Source organism: Serratia sp. HRI, from assembly GCF_010119335.3.
In the GTDB taxonomy this organism is placed as follows: domain Bacteria; phylum Pseudomonadota; class Gammaproteobacteria; order Enterobacterales; family Enterobacteriaceae; genus Serratia; species Serratia nevei.
In genome coordinates this window covers 5181633-5196991 of the sequence record NZ_CP083690.1, presented here as the reverse complement: position 1 = coordinate 5196991, position 15359 = coordinate 5181633, and the positions used below count along the sequence as shown (strand labels likewise).

Below are 15359 nucleotides of genomic sequence, written 5' to 3'. Positions count from 1 at the left end.
AAACACCGTGTTTTACCCTGATGGTGAAGAAAACGCCGTTGTTAATAAGCTTTAATAATAAAAAAACTTTTTATATAACCACTATACCACGTTGCAGCTTCAAGTATAGATCCGCGTCACACTATGATAACGATTATTTTGCATTGGTATCAACGTGAAACGGCGGTGGCGGAGGGATAAAAACAGCAAAGGATAGATCCGTTTGCCGCTTTTCACCAATAAAAAAACCAGCCGCCGGGGCTGGTTTTTCATCTTACTGGCAGGACAGCGGCCTTACTTCTTGCCTTCGACCCACTTGCCGTCCACGTAGAACGCGGACCAACCGGTCGCCTTGCCATCTTTTTCAGAAGAGACGTACTGCTGTTTGGTTTTACGGCTGAAACGCACCAGCGTTTTATTGCCTTCGGCATCCGACACCGGCGCATCGGCCAGATAGCGCAGCTTCTCCGGCAGGCGATCCTTGAAGCGAGCCAGCTCTTCCACCAGCGGCGCACGGGTCTCGCGCGATTTAGGGAAGGTGTTGGCCGCCAGGAACACGCCGGCAGCGCCGTCACGCAGCACGAAATAGGCGTCAGACTTCTCGCACGGCAGCTCCGGCAACGGCACCGGATCTTCCTTCGGCGGCGCGACATCGCCGTTACGCAGGATCTTGCGGGTGTTTTTACAGTTCTCGTTGGTACAGCCCATGTACTTGCCGAAACGCCCCATTTTCAGGTGCATTTCCGAGCCGCACTTGTCGCACTCCACCACCGGGCCATCGTAGCCTTTCAGGCGGAACTCGCCCTCTTCGATTTCATAGCCGTCACACGCCGGGTTGTTACCGCAAACGTGCAGCTTGCGCTGGTTGTCGATCAGATAGCTGTCCATCGCCGTACCACATTTCTTGCAGCGACGGCGGGCGCGCAGCGCGTTGGTTTCCGCGTCGTCGCCTTCGAGGATGTTGAGCACTTCCGCTTCAGGCACCAGATTGATGGTGGTTTTGCAGCGCTCCTTCGGCGGCAGCGCATAGCCGGAACAACCGAGGAACACGCCGGTGCTGGCAGTACGGATACCCATCTTGCGGCCGCAGGTCGGGCAGTCGATGCTGGTCATCACCATCTGGTTAGGCCGCATGCCGCCTTCTTCCGGATCTTTCTCCGCCGTTTCCAGCTGCTCGCTGAAGTCGACGAAGAACTCGTCCAGCACCGCTTTCCACTCGGCCTGGTTGTTGGCGACCTCATCGAGGCCGTCTTCCATGCGCGCGGTGAAGTCATAGTTCATCAGCTCGCGGAAGTTTTCTTCCAGACGATCGGTGACGATCTCGCCCATTTTCTCGGCATAGAAGCGGCGGCTTTCCACCCGCACATAACCGCGATCCTGAATGGTCGAGATGATGGAGGCGTAGGTGGACGGACGGCCGATACCGCGTTTTTCCAGCTCTTTCACCAGCGAGGCTTCGCTGTAGCGCGCCGGCGGCTTGGTGAAGTGCTGGCTCGGGATCAGTTTCTGCAGATCCAGTTCGCTGCCGATTTCGACGTATGGCAGGGTGCGATCTTCATCGCCCTTGCGCAGCGCCGGCATCACCTTGGTCCAGCCGTCAAAGCGCAGCGTACGGCCCTTGGCGCGCAGCTGATAATCGCCGGCTTTCACCGTCAGCGTGGTGGAATCGTATTGCGCCGGCGTCATCTGGCAGGCGACGAACTGGCGCCAGATCAGCTGATACAGCTTCTGCGCGTCCGCTTCCATGTCTTTCAACTGCTCGGCGAGCACGTTCACGTCCGAAGGACGGATCGCTTCGTGCGCTTCCTGCGAATTCTCTTTGCTGCTGTACTGATTCGGCGCCTTCGGCAGGTATTTGTCGCCGAAGTTGTCGCCAATGTAGCCACGCACCATGTTGAGCGCATCCTGGCTCAAGTTGGTGGAATCGGTACGCATATAGGTGATGTGGCCGGCTTCATACAGCCGTTGCGCCATCATCATGGTTTTCTTCACGCCGAAGCTCAGGCGGGTGCTGGCGGCCTGTTGCAGCGTGGAGGTAATGAAAGGCGCGCCCGGTTTGCTGCTGGTCGGTTTGTCTTCGCGATCCAGCACCGTGTAACGGGCTTTTTCCAGCAGCTTGACCGCGGCGTGAGTCTGCTCGCGGTTGACCGGCTTGAACGGTTTGTCGTGCGCGTGGGTCACTTCCATCTGCAGCGCGGTTTCACCCTTCGCCAGCAGATCGGCATGCAGCTCCCAGTACTCTTCCGGCACGAAGGCCTTGATGTCGCGCTCGCGCTCAACCACCAGGCGCACCGCCACCGACTGCACGCGGCCGGCGGACAGACCGCGGGCGATTTTCTTCCACAGCAGCGGCGAGACCATATAGCCCACCACGCGGTCCATGAACCGGCGCGCCTGCTGCGCGTTGACGCGGTCAATGTTCAGCTCGCCCGGCTGTTTGAACGCCTGCTGGATCGCGTTTTTGGTGATTTCGTTAAACACCACGCGGCTAAAGCGTTTGTCATCCCCACCGATCACTTCCCGCAGGTGCCAGGCGATGGCTTCCCCTTCGCGGTCAAGGTCGGTTGCGAGATAAATGTGGTCGGCGTTTTCCGCCAACGATTTTAACTCGGCGACCACTTTTTCTTTACCCGGCAGGATTTCATAATGCGCTTTCCAGCCGTGGTAAGGGTCGACGCCCATGCGATTTACCAGCGCCGCCTTCTCATCTTTTTTAACTTTTTTCTTGGCTTTGTCTTCGGTTGAGTCAGCGCTCTTTTTGCTGGCTGAGCCACTGGTCGGCAAATCACGGATATGACCGACGCTGGACTTCACCACGTAGTCACTTCCTAAATATTTATTAATAGTTTTGGCTTTTGCCGGGGACTCAACTATTACGAGAGCTTTACCCATATTTACCTTTACCTAATTTATTTCTTCTAAAAAGAAGTCTTTTATCTCGCCGTGCCGCGGCAATTCGTGTCTCTTTTTTTATATTGCGGCAGTCTGGCAAGAGATCAACAGATTTTTTTCTTTTGGTTGCCCAACTGCTCAACCTGAACGCAAGTTGTTGATCCTGCCTGCTATTCACCCATGCCCCAGAAGTATGGCTGTGTGAGTTTTATTCATGGCGTAAACAAAACCTTCCACCTGACGCCGCAAAATCCCACACTGTACCTGATAAAAAGCGTCACGCAACCTAATTAGCACGGAAAGACCGATTTCGCCAACCGGCGGGCGCCCATGGCCATCCAGACGGCAAATAAACCTTAGTCGGTTTGCGGATAAAAGCGAACCGGCGTTAGAATATGTGCAGAGTTTTTAGTTTGGAGTCTAATAAATGCGCACAAATACTGCCCCTATCAGCCGCGAGGCCCTGCTGGCGGAGGCAAATAACATCATCCGCCAACACGAAGATTATCTGCACGGCATGATCGCCACCGACGTTGAACAAAAAAGCGGCGTTTTAGTTTTCCGCGGCGAATACTTTTTGGATGCCGATGGATTGCCCACCGCCAAAACCACCGCGGTATTTAATATGTTTAAACATTTGGCCCATCGGCTTTCGGAAAAATACCACCTGGTCGATTGAGAAAAGAAAACGGGGGCACCTGGCCCCCGTTGATTCACGCTATCGCCACCGTTACAGCAGCGGCTTTTCACCACGCTGCCACCAGCGCAACAGCAAGCGATCGACGCTTTCCGCCACGCTGCCGGTGAAGCGATCCATCAGGCGTTTGCGGCGCGTATAGCGCACGGCGATCACTTCGTGGTTGTCCAGCTCGGCGATCAGCAAGTCATCGCTGGTGCCGATGGCGTCGATTAGCCCCTTCTCTTTCGCCTGTGAACCGAACCAGTGCTCACCGGTGGCGACGCTGTCGATGTCCAGCGACGGGCGCTGCTCATGCACGAAGCGCTTGAACAGCTCGTGGGTTTCGTTCAGATCTTCGCGGAACTTCTCCCGCCCCTGTTCGGTGTTTTCACCAAACAGCGTCAGCGTACGTTTAAACTGCCCGGCGGTGTGCAGCTCCACGTCGATGTCGTTCTTCTTCAGCAGGCGGTGGAAGTTCGGGATCTGCGCCACCACGCCGATGGAGCCGATGATGGCGAACGGCGCCGCCACGATGCGATCCGCGACGCAGGCCATCATGTAGCCGCCGCTGGCCGCCACTTTATCCACCGCTACCGTCAGGCGAATGCCGCCTTTGCGCAGGCGCTCCAGCTGCGAGGCCGCCAGGCCGTAGCCGTGCACCACCCCGCCCGGGCTTTCCAGGCGCAACAGAACTTCATCCTGCGCCGACGCTACCGCCAGCACCGCCGAGATCTCTTCGCGCAGCGAGGTCACCTCGTGCGCGTCCATGCTGCCCTTGAAGTCCAGCACATACAGGCACGGCTTAGTCACTTCCACCGCGCCGGACTTGGCACGCTGCTTCTTCAGCTTGTCGTCGGCCTTGGTCTGCTTCTTGAACTGTTTCAGCCAGACCTTCTGCTCGGCGGTATCCATACGCGCCAGGCGCATATCACGCTGCATCTCGCGATACTGTTCACCGAGATCGGTCAGCTGCAGCTCCCCTTTCTGGCGGTTCTTGCGTTGCCCCAAACTGACCGCCAGGATGGCCAACGCGGCGATGGCGAGCACCACCGTGGCGACCTTGGCCAGAAACAGGCCATAAACAGATATAAACTCCACAGATTCCGCCTTTATTTACAGGTTGTTAGTATGCTTCTTTCCATTTTAGCCAACCGCAGCGGCTGCTGTCGCGGCTAAATGAAAATTCATTGCGCACGGATCATCACTATGGGGACGATTCAAGGCCGAACCAAGGCGCCGCCGCCGTGCTTTTGTTACAAAAGAATGCCATTTCAGCCTGCTACGCATTGAAAATGCCCACGGATTAAGGCATATAACACCCATTATTCATCAATACGATGAGACGAATTCGCTGCGCGGCCCGCAGACGGTCGAGCCTTCGCTCCCGCCCCGGCCGCGCGTTTCACCCTTGCTCCCCGATATTCGCGGGAGAACAGCCACCCAGGCGAGGATTTATCGTGCATTACCAACCCAAACAAGATCTGCTCGAACAACGTATCATTTTGGTCACCGGCGCCGGCGACGGCATCGGCCGCGAAGCGGCGCTGACCTACGCGCGCTTCGGCGCTCAGCTGGTGCTGCTGGGGCGCACCGAGAGCAAACTGCTGGCGGTACAACAAGAGATCGCGGCCCAGGGCAGCGCCCCGGCCCGGGTGGTGACGCTGGACTTGCTGCACGCTACTCAGGAGCAATGCCGGCAGATAGCCGACGATCTGGCGAGCCAGATCCCCCGCCTTGACGGCGTGTTGCACAACGCCGGCCTGCTCGGCGACATCGCGCCGATGGCCGATCTGTCGATGACCATGTGGCAAGAGGTGATGCAGGTTAACGTCAACGCCACCTTTATGCTGACTCAGGCGCTGCTGCCGCTGCTGCTGAAATCCCACGCCGGTTCGCTGGTGTTCACCAGTTCCAGCGTCGGGCGCACCGGCCGCGCAGACTGGGGTGCCTATGCGGTGTCGAAGTTCGCCACCGAGGGAATGATGCAGGTGTTGGCCGACGAGTATAAAAACCGCAATTTGCGGGTGAACTGCATCAATCCGGGCGGCACCCGCACCAAAATGCGCGCATCTGCCTTCCCGCATGAAGACAAGAACAAACTGAAAACCCCGGCCGATATCATGCCGCTGTATCTGTATCTGATGGGCGAAGACAGCCGCCGCAAAACCGGCATGAGCTTCGACGCACAGCCGAACCGTAAACCCGGCGCGGCCGAATAATAAGGAGCGTTTCATGGCGGAAGATCGTCATCAACAGCGCCAGCAGCGCCTGAAAGAACAGGTCGATGCCCGCATCGCCGCCGCGCAGGACACGCGCGGCCTGCTGCTGGTGTTTACCGGCAACGGCAAGGGTAAAACCACGGCCGCCTTCGGCACCGTCACCCGGGCGGTTGGCCACGGCATGCGCGCCGGGGTGATCCAGTTCATCAAGGGCGAGTGGCCCAATGGCGAAAAAAACCTGCTGCAGCAACACGGCGTTGAATTCCAGGTGATGGCCACCGGTTTTACCTGGGAGACGCAGAATAAAGCCGGCGATACCGCCGCCTGTCAGGCGGTGTGGCAGCACGGCAAACGCATGCTGGCCGACAGCAGCCTGGATCTGGTGCTGCTGGACGAAGTGACCTACATGCTGACCTACGATTATCTGGAACTGGAAGAGCTGAAGGCAGCGTTGCTGGGGCGCCCTGCGCACCAAACGGTGATCCTGACCGGGCGCGGTTGCCATCGCGATCTGCTGGAACTGGCGGATACGGTCACGGAGATGCGGCCGGTAAAACACGCGTTCGATGCAGGCGTGAAGGCGCAACAGGGGATCGATTGGTAACAAAAAGTTCTGGCCCCGAACGGGGCCAGAATGAGGGTTAGCTGCGTTTGCTTGGCTTGCCCGGTTTACCCGGCTTGCTACCTGGCGCACTGCGGCGGCCGCTGCCGGCCACCTGAGAGTGGCGCTTGACCGCGCGGCGGATCTGGTTGGCCTTCACGCGGCGGCGTTCACGCTCCACCGGCATTTTGCTGACCGTTTCCGGCTTCAATTCCACCAGCTCGCGCAGGTAGTTGATCGCCGGCAGATCCAGCTCGGCCCAGCCGCCGCGCGGCAGGCCTTTCGGCAGATCGATGTCGCCGTAGCGCACGCGGATCAGGCGGCTCACCTGCACACCCACCGCTTCCCACAGGCGACGCACTTCACGGTTACGACCTTCGGTCAGGGTCACGTTGTACCACTGGTTGAGGCCTTCACCGCCCTGGAAGCTGATGGTGCGGAAGGCGGCCGGGCCGTCTTCCAGCTGCACACCCTTGCTCAGCTGCTTCACTTTCGCATCGTCAACCTGGCCGAACACGCGTACCGCGTACTCGCGCTCCACTTCACGGCTCGGGTGCATCAGACGGTTGGCCAGTTCGCCATCGGTGGTGAACAGCAGCAGACCGGAGGTGTTGACGTCCAGTCGCCCTACCGCCACCCAGCGTGAACCACGCAGCTTCGGCAAGCGATCGAACACCGTCGGGCGGCCTTCAGGATCGCTGCGGGTACACAGCTCGCCTTCCGGTTTGTAGTAAGCCAGCACCCGGCAAACCACCTCTTCGGATTCTTTGATCGACAGGACATGGCCATCCAGACGAATTTTCATCGCTGGGGTCACTTCAACGCGATCGCCCAGCTTGGCGACCTTGCCGTCGACGCTGACGCGTCCGGCTTCAATCATGGTTTCGATTTCACGACGCGAGCCATGCCCGGCGCGCGCTAAAACTTTCTGTAACTTTTCGCTCATTGAGCAACCTCTAATGTCGCCTTCACAGGCGTCGGGGGGATAACCGCCGCGGCCAAGCGCCACCACGGTAATAATACGTTTATCAGGATCGAACCGCGCATTATACAGGCTTTCTAAGGTGTTGAAACCCACTTTATCGGCGGTGGCCCCCTTCAGACGGCGTTCACGGCGCCAAAAAATCCTCCACCGCCCACAGCACCGCGTCGGGCCGTTCCAGAATGCCGAGGTGAGTATGAGCCTCCCCTAACCGTACCACAGAGAAAAACGGCTGCTCGGCGGCAAAAGCCTGCTGCTGCCGCAGATAGTCGTCGCGGCGATCCAACGAGTAAATATGCCGGCACAGCGGCGGCGCGCTCATTCCCGCCAGGCGTTGCAGCGGCGAGCCGAATTGCCGGTAGGCCTGTTCGATGGCCACGCCGGCGGCACGCCAGAGCCGGTAATCTTCCTGCGCCATCTCGACCTCCAGATGGCGTTTGACCCGATCGTGGCGTATGCCCCCCTGCCAGAAGTCGAACAAGGCGTCGCGCGTCGCCAGCCACTGCTGCGGCTGCTGCATACGGCTCACAGCCGTAAAGAACGCCGGCTCCGGCTGCGTCATGATCCAGTCGAGAAACACCATGCCCCGTATCCGCTGCGGCAACGCTTCGGCCAGCGCCACCGCCAGCCAGCTGGCGTGCGCCACCGACAGGGTGATCACGTCATCCAAACGCAGCGCCGTCAGCAGCTGACGCACATCTTCCAGCAAATCGTCCGCCGCCAGCGACATCCCCGACGCTTTTGACGACAGGCCGTGGCCGCGCCAGTCGATGCTGATCACCCGATAGCGTTCAGCCGCCAAGGCGATAAACGGCGCAAATACGGTTTTCGGCTCGCACCAGCCGGGCAGCAACACCAGCGTGAGCGGCCCTGAGCCGATATCCTGATAGTCGAGCATCATGTTGGCGCTGTGAAATGCGGTCATATTACCTCCTGCGCGTCTCTCCCCGACCCGTTCGGGAAATACCGAGGGGATAAGGTGACAGCGCAGCAGGCATTGATCTATTGAAGTTCGTGCGGAAAGAGTCCGAGCGCACCTTATGAAAAAATGCGCACGAATTGGAATAGGAACTTAATGACGCACGCAGGGATAGGCGGCGGTTAACGCCAGCATGATCACCGACGGCGCGGAATAATGCAGCTGCTCAGGATGCGCGTTCAAATACTGCATCACCGCGTCGGCGGCTACGCCGATGCTAATCCCGGCTTCGGGGCAAATATTGCGGTTGCCCTGCATGGAGTAGGTATCGAATACGCCGGCGACGTATCCCATGAACATGCCGCCATTCAGCGCTTCGGCCACGGTGGCTTCACCGCTTTTATTTTTTACGTAACCGCCGGATTCCGCCAGCAAACCGCTGCCCGAATAAAACCCCGCATTTGCCATTGAGGAAAATAATAAGGCCGCTAAAAAAGAAACCTGTTTAATCATTGCTGCGCATCCTGCCCATTATCAATTCTGAAGTATTCAAGAATAGCGGCTTTCATGCGAAATAGCGTCGCTTCAGCCGATTTTCAGACAATGGTCAAGGTGGCAACAATTGACATCAACGGAAAGGCGCCGCGTCACCCGCTCCTTCACGCACCACTTCCGGTGAGGATTCGGTCAGATCGATAACCGTCGTCGGCTGTTGGCCGAGGAAGCCGCCGTGGATCACCAGATCGACCACCTTGCCCAGGTGATCGCTGATCTCTTCCGGATCGGACTCGGCAAAGTCATTGCCCGGCAGCATCAGCGTGGTGGACATCATCGGTTCGTTCAGCGCCTCCAGCAGCGCCAATGCGATCGGGTTTGACGGCACGCGCAGGCCGATGGTTTTGCGCTTTTCATTCATCAAACGGCGCGGCACTTCTTTCGTCGCTTTCAGAATGAAGGTGTAGTTGCCCGGCGTATTGTTTTTGATCAGGCGAAACGCCGTATTATCGACGTGCGCATAGGTCGACAGCTCGGACAGATCGCGGCACATCAGGGTAAAGTTGTGGTTGCCGTCCAGCTGACGGATGCGGCAAATGCGTTCCATCGCCGCCTTCTCTTCCAGCATGCAACCCAGCGCATAGCCGGAATCGGTGGGATAAACGATCACCCCGCCCTTGCGCAGCACCTCAACCGCCTGGTTAATCAAACGCGGCTGCGGGTTGTCCGGGTGAATATAAAAAAGCTGACTCATGACTTGCTCCTAAAATGATGCCCGCGCGCGTTGCCACGCGCGTAAAATCAGACCGCCTCGCCCGGCTGCGGCCAATCGCGCCACACCGGCTCAACGCCGCCCGGCAGCCACAGTTTGCGGCCCAGTTCGATCCACGAACAAGGCTGATGAAAATCAGAGCCTTGCGAGGCCAACAGGCGGTAGTCCTGGGCGTATTTCGCCAATTGCGAGCGCTCATGCGGCGCCTGCTGACACTGCGCCACTTCCATGGCGTCGCCGCCGTGTTCGGCGAAATGCGCCAGCAAACGTTTCAACCACTTCGCGGTCAGATCGTAACGGCCGGGATGCGCCATCACCGCCTGACCGCCCGATTGATGAATCGCATCAATGGCTTGTTCTATTGTACACCACTGCGGCGGCACGTAGCCGGTTTTGCCCTTGGCCAGGTATTTCTTGAATACCTGCGCCATGTTGTCCGCCACGCCAATCTCCACCAGGTAACGGGCGAAATGGCCGCGGGTCACCGCACCGGCCCCCGCCAACCGCTGGGCGCCGGCATAGGCGTCGGGAATGCGCGCCTTACCCAGACGCACGCCGATCTCCTGCGCACGGCGATTGCGGCGTTCGGTTTGTTCTGCCAATAGCGCCACCAGCGCCGGGTGCGCGACGTCCATGCCCAACCCAACGATATGGATCTCATGATTTTCCCACAGCGTCGAGATTTCCACCCCGTTGACCAACCGCAGCGGCAACGCCTGCTCCGCAATGGCGGCGGCGGCCTCGGCCAACCCGGCGGTGGTGTCGTGATCGGTGATCGCCAGCACGCCCACGCGCATCTCGACCGCCCGCTGCACCAGCTGCGTCGGCGTCAGGTAGCCGTCGGAGGCGGTCGTGTGGCTGTGGAGGTCGTACAGAGTAAAAGCGGTGGATTGGGGGTTACTGTCTGTCAAAACGGCTATCCGGCAATGGCTTGGATTTCTATCATACCCGCGATCGGCGGCCGGACGGAAATCTATTCTGCCCTGGCCGCAGGTGCCGGGCGGATGATGAATAGAATTCACGCTGACCGCTAAAACATTGTGCAAAAAGAGGGTTGACTTTGCCGTCTCGAACCAGTTAACTAGTACACAAGTTCACGGCCATGGCCGTGTCAGATGAGCGTTAACAGAGAGAGCCTGCAAATGAACAAATATATTTCTCTTCACGGTTGGTGGCGTACCTCCCTCTTGCGGGCGGTGTAATCGCGCATAGCTGTCATCTGACAATGCAGATTTCCTGAGCCCGCACCTGATGCGGGCTTTTTTATGGACAGAATTCACTGGAACCACCGATGATGAACACCAAACCACAACTGACATTGCTGAAGGCGCAAGCCAGCTACCGGGGCGACCCCACCACCATTTTCCACCAGCTGTGCGGTGCCCGTCCGGCCACCCTGCTGCTGGAATCGGCGGAAATCAACAGCAAACAGAATCTGCAGAGCCTGCTGGTGATTGACAGCGCGCTGCGCATTACCGCACTGGGTCATACCGTCAGCGTGCAGGCGCTGACCGCCAACGGCGCAGCGCTGCTGCCGCTGCTGGACGAAGCGCTGCCGCCCGAGGTGCGCAATCAGGCGCGCCCCAACGGCCGCGAACTGACCTTCCCGGCGATCGACGCGGTGCAGGACGAAGACGCCCGCTTGCGCTCACTGTCGGTGTTCGATGCGCTGCGCACGCTGCTGACCCTGGTGGACTCCCCGGCGGACGAGCGCGAAGCCGTGATGCTGGGCGGCCTGTTTGCCTACGATTTGGTCGCCGGTTTCGAAGACCTGCCGGCGCTGCGCCAGGATCAGCGCTGCCCGGACTTCTGCTTCTATCTGGCGGAAACCCTGCTGGTGCTGGATCACCAACGCGGTACGGCCCGTCTGCAGGCCAGCGTCTTCAGCGAGCAGGCGAGTGAAGCGCAGCGTTTGCAGCAACGTCTGGAACAGCTGCAGGCCGAATTGCAACAAACCCCGCAGCCGATCCCGCATCAAACGCTGGAGAACATGCAGCTGAGCTGCAACCAGAGCGACGAAGAGTACGGCGCGGTGGTCAGCGGGCTGCAAGAGGCTATCCGTCAGGGCGAGATTTTCCAGGTGGTGCCGTCGCGCCGCTTCTCCCTGCCTTGCCCGGCGCCGCTGGCGGCCTACCAGACCTTGAAAGACAACAACCCCAGCCCGTACATGTTCTTCATGCAGGATGATGACTTCACCCTGTTCGGCGCTTCGCCGGAGAGTGCGTTGAAATACGACGCGGGCAATCGCCAAATCGAAATCTACCCGATCGCCGGCACTCGCCCGCGCGGCCGCCGTGCCGATGGTTCGCTGGATCTGGATCTCGACAGCCGCATCGAACTGGAAATGCGCACCGACCACAAAGAGCTGGCTGAGCACCTGATGCTGGTCGATCTGGCGCGCAACGATCTGGCGCGCATCTGCCAGGCCGGCAGCCGCTACGTGGCCGACCTGACCAAGGTGGACCGCTATTCGTTCGTCATGCACCTGGTTTCCCGGGTGGTGGGCACCCTGCGCGCCGATCTCGACGTGCTGCACGCCTATCAGGCCTGCATGAACATGGGCACCCTGAGCGGCGCGCCGAAAGTGCGCGCGATGCAGCTGATCGCCGCCTCCGAAGGCACACGCCGCGGCAGCTACGGCGGCGCGGTAGGCTACTTCACCGCCACCGGCGATCTGGATACCTGCATCGTCATCCGTTCCGCCTACGTTGAAGACGGCATCGCCACCGTGCAGGCCGGCGCCGGCGTGGTGCTGGATTCCATCCCGCAGGCGGAAGCCGACGAAACCCGTAATAAAGCCCGTGCCGTGCTGCGCGCCATCGCCACTGCGCACCATGCCAAGGAGGTGTTCTGATGGCCGATATCCTGTTGCTCGACAACGTCGACTCCTTTACCTACAACCTGGTCGATCAGCTGCGCGCCAGCGGCCACCAGGTGGTGATTTACCGTAACCAGATCGCCGCCGAGGTGATCATCGAACGCCTGGAGCACATGACCCAGCCGGTGCTGATGCTGTCGCCCGGCCCCGGTACGCCGTCCGAAGCGGGCTGCATGCCGGAACTGCTGCAGCGCCTGCGCGGCCGGCTGCCGATCATCGGCATCTGTCTCGGTCACCAGGCGATCGTCGAAGCCTACGGCGGCCAGGTCGGCCAGGCGGGCGAGATCCTGCACGGCAAAGCCTCGGCAATCGTTCACGATGGCGCAGGCATGTTCGCCGGCATGGCCAACCCGCTGCCGGTGGCGCGCTACCACTCGCTGGTCGGCAGCAATATCCCGGCCGATCTTACCGTCAACGCCCGTTTCGGCGAGATGGTGATGGCGGTGCGCGACGACCGTCGCCGCGTGTGCGGCTTCCAGTTCCACCCGGAATCGATTCTGACCACCCACGGCGCGCGCCTGCTTGAGCAGACCCTGGCCTGGGCGCTGGCGAAGTAATATAAGGAACACGACGATGCAACCTATTCTTGAGAAACTGTACCGCGCCGAGTCGATGAGCCAGCAGGAAAGCCAACAGCTGTTCAGCGCCATCGTGCGCGGCGAACTGGAGCCGAGCCAACTGGCGGCGGCGTTGATCAGCATGAAAGTCCGCGGCGAGCGCCCGGAAGAGATCGCCGGCGCCGCCAAAGCGCTGCTGGACGACGCTCAGCCGTTCCCGCGCCCTGACTACCCGTTCGCCGATATCGTCGGCACCGGCGGCGACGGCACCAACAGCATCAATATTTCCACCGCCAGCGCCTTCGTCGCGGCGGCGTGCGGCGCGAAGATCGCCAAGCACGGCAACCGCAGCGTCTCCAGCCGCTCCGGCTCCTCGGATCTGCTCGCGGCGTTCGGCATCCGTCTGGATCTGCCGGCGGAAGAAGCGCGTAAGGCGCTGGACGATCTCGGCGTGTGTTTCCTGTTCGCGCCGCAGTACCACACCGGTTTTCGCCACGCCATGCCGGTGCGCCAGCAGCTGAAGACCCGCACGCTGTTCAACGTGCTGGGCCCGCTGATCAACCCGGCGCGTCCGCCGCTGGCGCTGATCGGCGTATACAGCCCGGAACTGGTGCTGCCGATTGCCGAAACCCTGCGCGTGCTGGGTTATCAGCGTGCGGCGGTGGTTCACGGCGGCGGCATGGACGAGGTGGCGATCCACGCCACGACGCACGTGGCGGAATTGCACAACGGCGAAATCAGCAGCTACCAGCTCACGCCGCAGTCCTTCGGATTGGAAACCTATCCGCTGGAAGCCTTGCTGGGCGGCACGCCGGAAGAAAACCGTGACATTTTGGCGCGGCTGTTACAAGGTAAAGGCGAGCCGGCGCACGCCGCGGCGGTCGCGGCCAACGTCGCGTTGCTTCTGAAGTTATTCGGACATGAAGACCTGCGCCAAAATGCGCGGCAGGCACTGGATATGATCAACAGCGGGCAGGCCTATGAGCGTGTCATCGCACTGGCGGCAAGAGGATAAATGATGCAGGAAACCGTGCTACACAAGATTGTCCGCGACAAAGCGCAATGGATCGCGGCGCGACAACAGCAACAGCCCCTGGCCGGCTTTCAGAATGATATCGTACCGAGCGAACGCAGCTTCTATCACGCGCTGCAGGGCACCCGTACGGCTTTCATTCTCGAATGCAAGAAGGCCTCGCCTTCCAAGGGACTGATTCGCGAGAACTTTGATCCGGTGGAGATCGCCACGGTCTATAAAGATTTCGCCTCGGCGATCTCGGTGCTGACCGACGAGAAATACTTCCAGGGCAGCTTCGATTTCCTGCCGCTGGTCAGTAAAACCGTCAGCCAACCGGTGTTGTGCAAAGACTTTATCATCGACCCGTATCAGATTTACCTGGCGCGCTACTATCAGGCCGACGCCATCCTGCTGATGCTGTCGGTGTTGACCGACGAGCAGTACCGCCAGCTGGCGGCGGTGGCCCACAGCCTGAACATGGGCGTGCTGACCGAAGTGATCAGTGAAGAAGAGCTGCAGCGCGCGATCGCGCTGGAGGCGCGCGTGGTCGGCATCAACAACCGCGATCTGCGCGATCTGAGCATCGACCTGAACCGCACCCGTCAGTTGGCCCCGCGCGTGCCGCATGGCGTGACGGTGATCAGCGAGTCGGGCATCAACAACTACGGGCAGATCCGCGAGCTGAGCCATTACGCCAACGGCTTCCTGATCGGCAGCGCGCTGATGTCGGAACCCGATCTGCGCGCCGCCGTGCGCCGCGTGATCCTGGGCGACAACAAAGTGTGCGGCCTGACTCGTCCGCAGGACGCCGCCGCCGCCTATCAGGCCGGCGCCATCTACGGCGGGCTGATTTTCGTCGGGCGTTCACCGCGCTATGTGGACATCACCCGCGCCCGCGAAGTGATCTCCGGCGCGCCGCTGAAGTACGTTGGCGTGTTCTGCGACGCCCAGGTCGATACCGTGGCGTTGACCGTTGAGCGCCTCGGGCTGCATGCGGTGCAATTGCACGGCGCGGAAGACCAGGCCTATATCAACGCCCTGCGCGCCCGCTTGCCGGCCGACTGCCGCATCTGGAAAGCGCTGAGCGTGAAAGATCGAGTGCCGGCGCGCGATCTGCAGCATGTCGACCGTTATCTGCTCGACAACGGCGCCGGCGGCACCGGCCAACGCTTCGACTGGTCGGTATTGCAAGGCGAAGATCTGACTAACGTGATGCTGGCGGGCGGCCTGCGCGCCGACAACTGCGTCGAAGCGGCCAAGCTCGGCTGCGCCGGGCTGGACTTCAACTCCGGCGTGGAAAGCGAACCGGGCATCAAAGATCCCGCGCGCCTGGCCTCGGTCTTCCAGACCCTGCGCGCCTACTGAATACGG

At 60.2% G+C, this 15359-nt stretch carries 12 protein-coding genes, 1 pseudogene and 1 other annotated feature; of the genes and pseudogenes, 6 read left to right on the top strand and 7 right to left on the bottom strand.

Annotated features, from left to right (window positions below):
• Positions 1-273: 273 nt before the first annotated feature.
• Positions 274-2871, bottom strand: a complete 2598-nt coding sequence (gene topA, locus GF111_RS24925; protein ID WP_094460779.1) for a type I DNA topoisomerase — start codon at positions 2869-2871, stop codon at positions 274-276.
• Between the two features lie 427 nt (positions 2872-3298).
• Here topA and GF111_RS24920 point away from each other — a divergent pair, with 427 nt between their 5' ends.
• Positions 3299-3550: a YciN family protein gene (locus GF111_RS24920; RefSeq protein WP_047730564.1), complete on the top strand. Its 252-nt coding sequence runs from the start codon at positions 3299-3301 to the stop codon at positions 3548-3550.
• A gap of 51 nt (positions 3551-3601) precedes the next feature.
• On the opposite strand, the gene sohB is transcribed toward GF111_RS24920, so the two are convergent.
• Positions 3602-4648 (bottom strand): protease SohB, encoded by a 1047-nt coding sequence (gene sohB / locus GF111_RS24915; RefSeq protein WP_147191034.1) that lies wholly within the window; start codon positions 4646-4648, stop codon positions 3602-3604.
• A gap of 359 nt (positions 4649-5007) precedes the next feature.
• On the opposite strand from sohB, the gene GF111_RS24910 reads away from it, so the two are divergent.
• Complete coding sequence (locus GF111_RS24910; protein WP_038877300.1) at positions 5008-5769, top strand: YciK family oxidoreductase; 762 nt, start codon at positions 5008-5010, stop codon at positions 5767-5769.
• Between the two features lie 13 nt (positions 5770-5782).
• Positions 5783-6373 (top strand): cob(I)yrinic acid a,c-diamide adenosyltransferase, encoded by a 591-nt coding sequence (cobO, locus tag GF111_RS24905; protein WP_038877297.1) that lies wholly within the window; start codon positions 5783-5785, stop codon positions 6371-6373.
• Positions 6374-6410: 37 nt separating this feature from the next.
• On the opposite strand, the gene rluB is transcribed toward cobO, so the two are convergent.
• The 5 genes from rluB to GF111_RS24880 all read right to left on the bottom strand — a co-directional run bounded on the left by rluB (position 6411) and on the right by GF111_RS24880 (position 10449).
• Positions 6411-7316 (bottom strand): 23S rRNA pseudouridine(2605) synthase RluB, encoded by a 906-nt coding sequence (rluB, locus tag GF111_RS24900; protein WP_025303042.1) that lies wholly within the window; start codon positions 7314-7316, stop codon positions 6411-6413.
• 163 nt (positions 7317-7479) lie between these two features.
• Positions 7480-8277, bottom strand: a complete 798-nt coding sequence (locus tag GF111_RS24895) for an alpha/beta fold hydrolase (protein ID WP_147191032.1) — start codon at positions 8275-8277, stop codon at positions 7480-7482.
• Between the two features lie 147 nt (positions 8278-8424).
• The gene (locus tag GF111_RS24890) at positions 8425-8784 is read right to left on the bottom strand and encodes a Rap1a/Tai family immunity protein (RefSeq protein WP_047730562.1); all 360 of its coding nucleotides are present in this window, start codon (positions 8782-8784) and stop codon (positions 8425-8427) included.
• Positions 8785-8899: 115 nt separating this feature from the next.
• Positions 8900-9520, bottom strand: a complete 621-nt coding sequence (locus tag GF111_RS24885) for an L-threonylcarbamoyladenylate synthase (protein WP_033643268.1) — start codon at positions 9518-9520, stop codon at positions 8900-8902.
• A 47-nt stretch (positions 9521-9567) separates the two neighbouring features.
• Entirely contained in the window at positions 9568-10449 is an 882-nt protein-coding gene (locus GF111_RS24880; protein ID WP_038877291.1) for a PHP domain-containing protein, read from the bottom strand.
• A 252-nt stretch (positions 10450-10701) separates the two neighbouring features.
• Positions 10702-10805, top strand: a sequence feature (Trp leader region).
• A gap of 24 nt (positions 10806-10829) precedes the next feature.
• Between GF111_RS24880 and GF111_RS24875 the strand changes: the two genes are divergently transcribed.
• The 3 genes and pseudogenes from GF111_RS24875 to trpCF all read left to right on the top strand — a co-directional run bounded on the left by GF111_RS24875 (position 10830) and on the right by trpCF (position 15353).
• Positions 10830-12392 carry an anthranilate synthase component 1 gene (locus GF111_RS24875; RefSeq protein WP_038877289.1) on the top strand — a complete coding sequence of 521 codons (1563 nt, stop codon included), beginning with the start codon at positions 10830-10832 and terminating at the stop codon, positions 12390-12392.
• Positions 12392-13988, top strand: a pseudogene (gene trpD / locus GF111_RS24870) (bifunctional anthranilate synthase glutamate amidotransferase component TrpG/anthranilate phosphoribosyltransferase TrpD). Before GF111_RS24875 ends, trpD begins: the two are co-directional and overlap by 1 nt.
• Positions 13989-13991: 3 nt before the next feature.
• The gene (gene trpCF / locus GF111_RS24865; protein ID WP_079656981.1) at positions 13992-15353 is read left to right on the top strand and encodes a bifunctional indole-3-glycerol-phosphate synthase TrpC/phosphoribosylanthranilate isomerase TrpF; all 1362 of its coding nucleotides are present in this window, start codon (positions 13992-13994) and stop codon (positions 15351-15353) included.
• The last annotated feature ends 6 nt before the right edge of the window (positions 15354-15359 follow it).

Bases quoted from the DNA above. Each gene is read 5' to 3' on its own strand.
- topA (WP_094460779.1), bottom strand. From the start codon at position 2,871: ATGGGTAAAGCTCTCGTAATAGTTGAGTCCCCGGCAAAAGCCAAAACT.
- GF111_RS24890 (WP_047730562.1), bottom strand. From the start codon at position 8,784: ATGATTAAACAGGTTTCTTTTTTAGCGGCCTTATTATTTTCCTCAATG.
- GF111_RS24895 (WP_147191032.1), bottom strand. From the start codon at position 8,277: ATGACCGCATTTCACAGCGCCAACATGATGCTCGACTATCAGGATATC.
- GF111_RS24885 (WP_033643268.1), bottom strand. From the start codon at position 9,520: ATGAGTCAGCTTTTTTATATTCACCCGGACAACCCGCAGCCGCGTTTG.
- rluB (WP_025303042.1), bottom strand. From the start codon at position 7,316: ATGAGCGAAAAGTTACAGAAAGTTTTAGCGCGCGCCGGGCATGGCTCG.
- cobO (WP_038877297.1), top strand. From the start codon at position 5,783: ATGGCGGAAGATCGTCATCAACAGCGCCAGCAGCGCCTGAAAGAACAG.
- GF111_RS24875 (WP_038877289.1), top strand. From the start codon at position 10,830: ATGATGAACACCAAACCACAACTGACATTGCTGAAGGCGCAAGCCAGC.
- trpCF (WP_079656981.1), top strand. From the start codon at position 13,992: ATGCAGGAAACCGTGCTACACAAGATTGTCCGCGACAAAGCGCAATGG.
- GF111_RS24920 (WP_047730564.1), top strand. From the start codon at position 3,299: ATGCGCACAAATACTGCCCCTATCAGCCGCGAGGCCCTGCTGGCGGAG.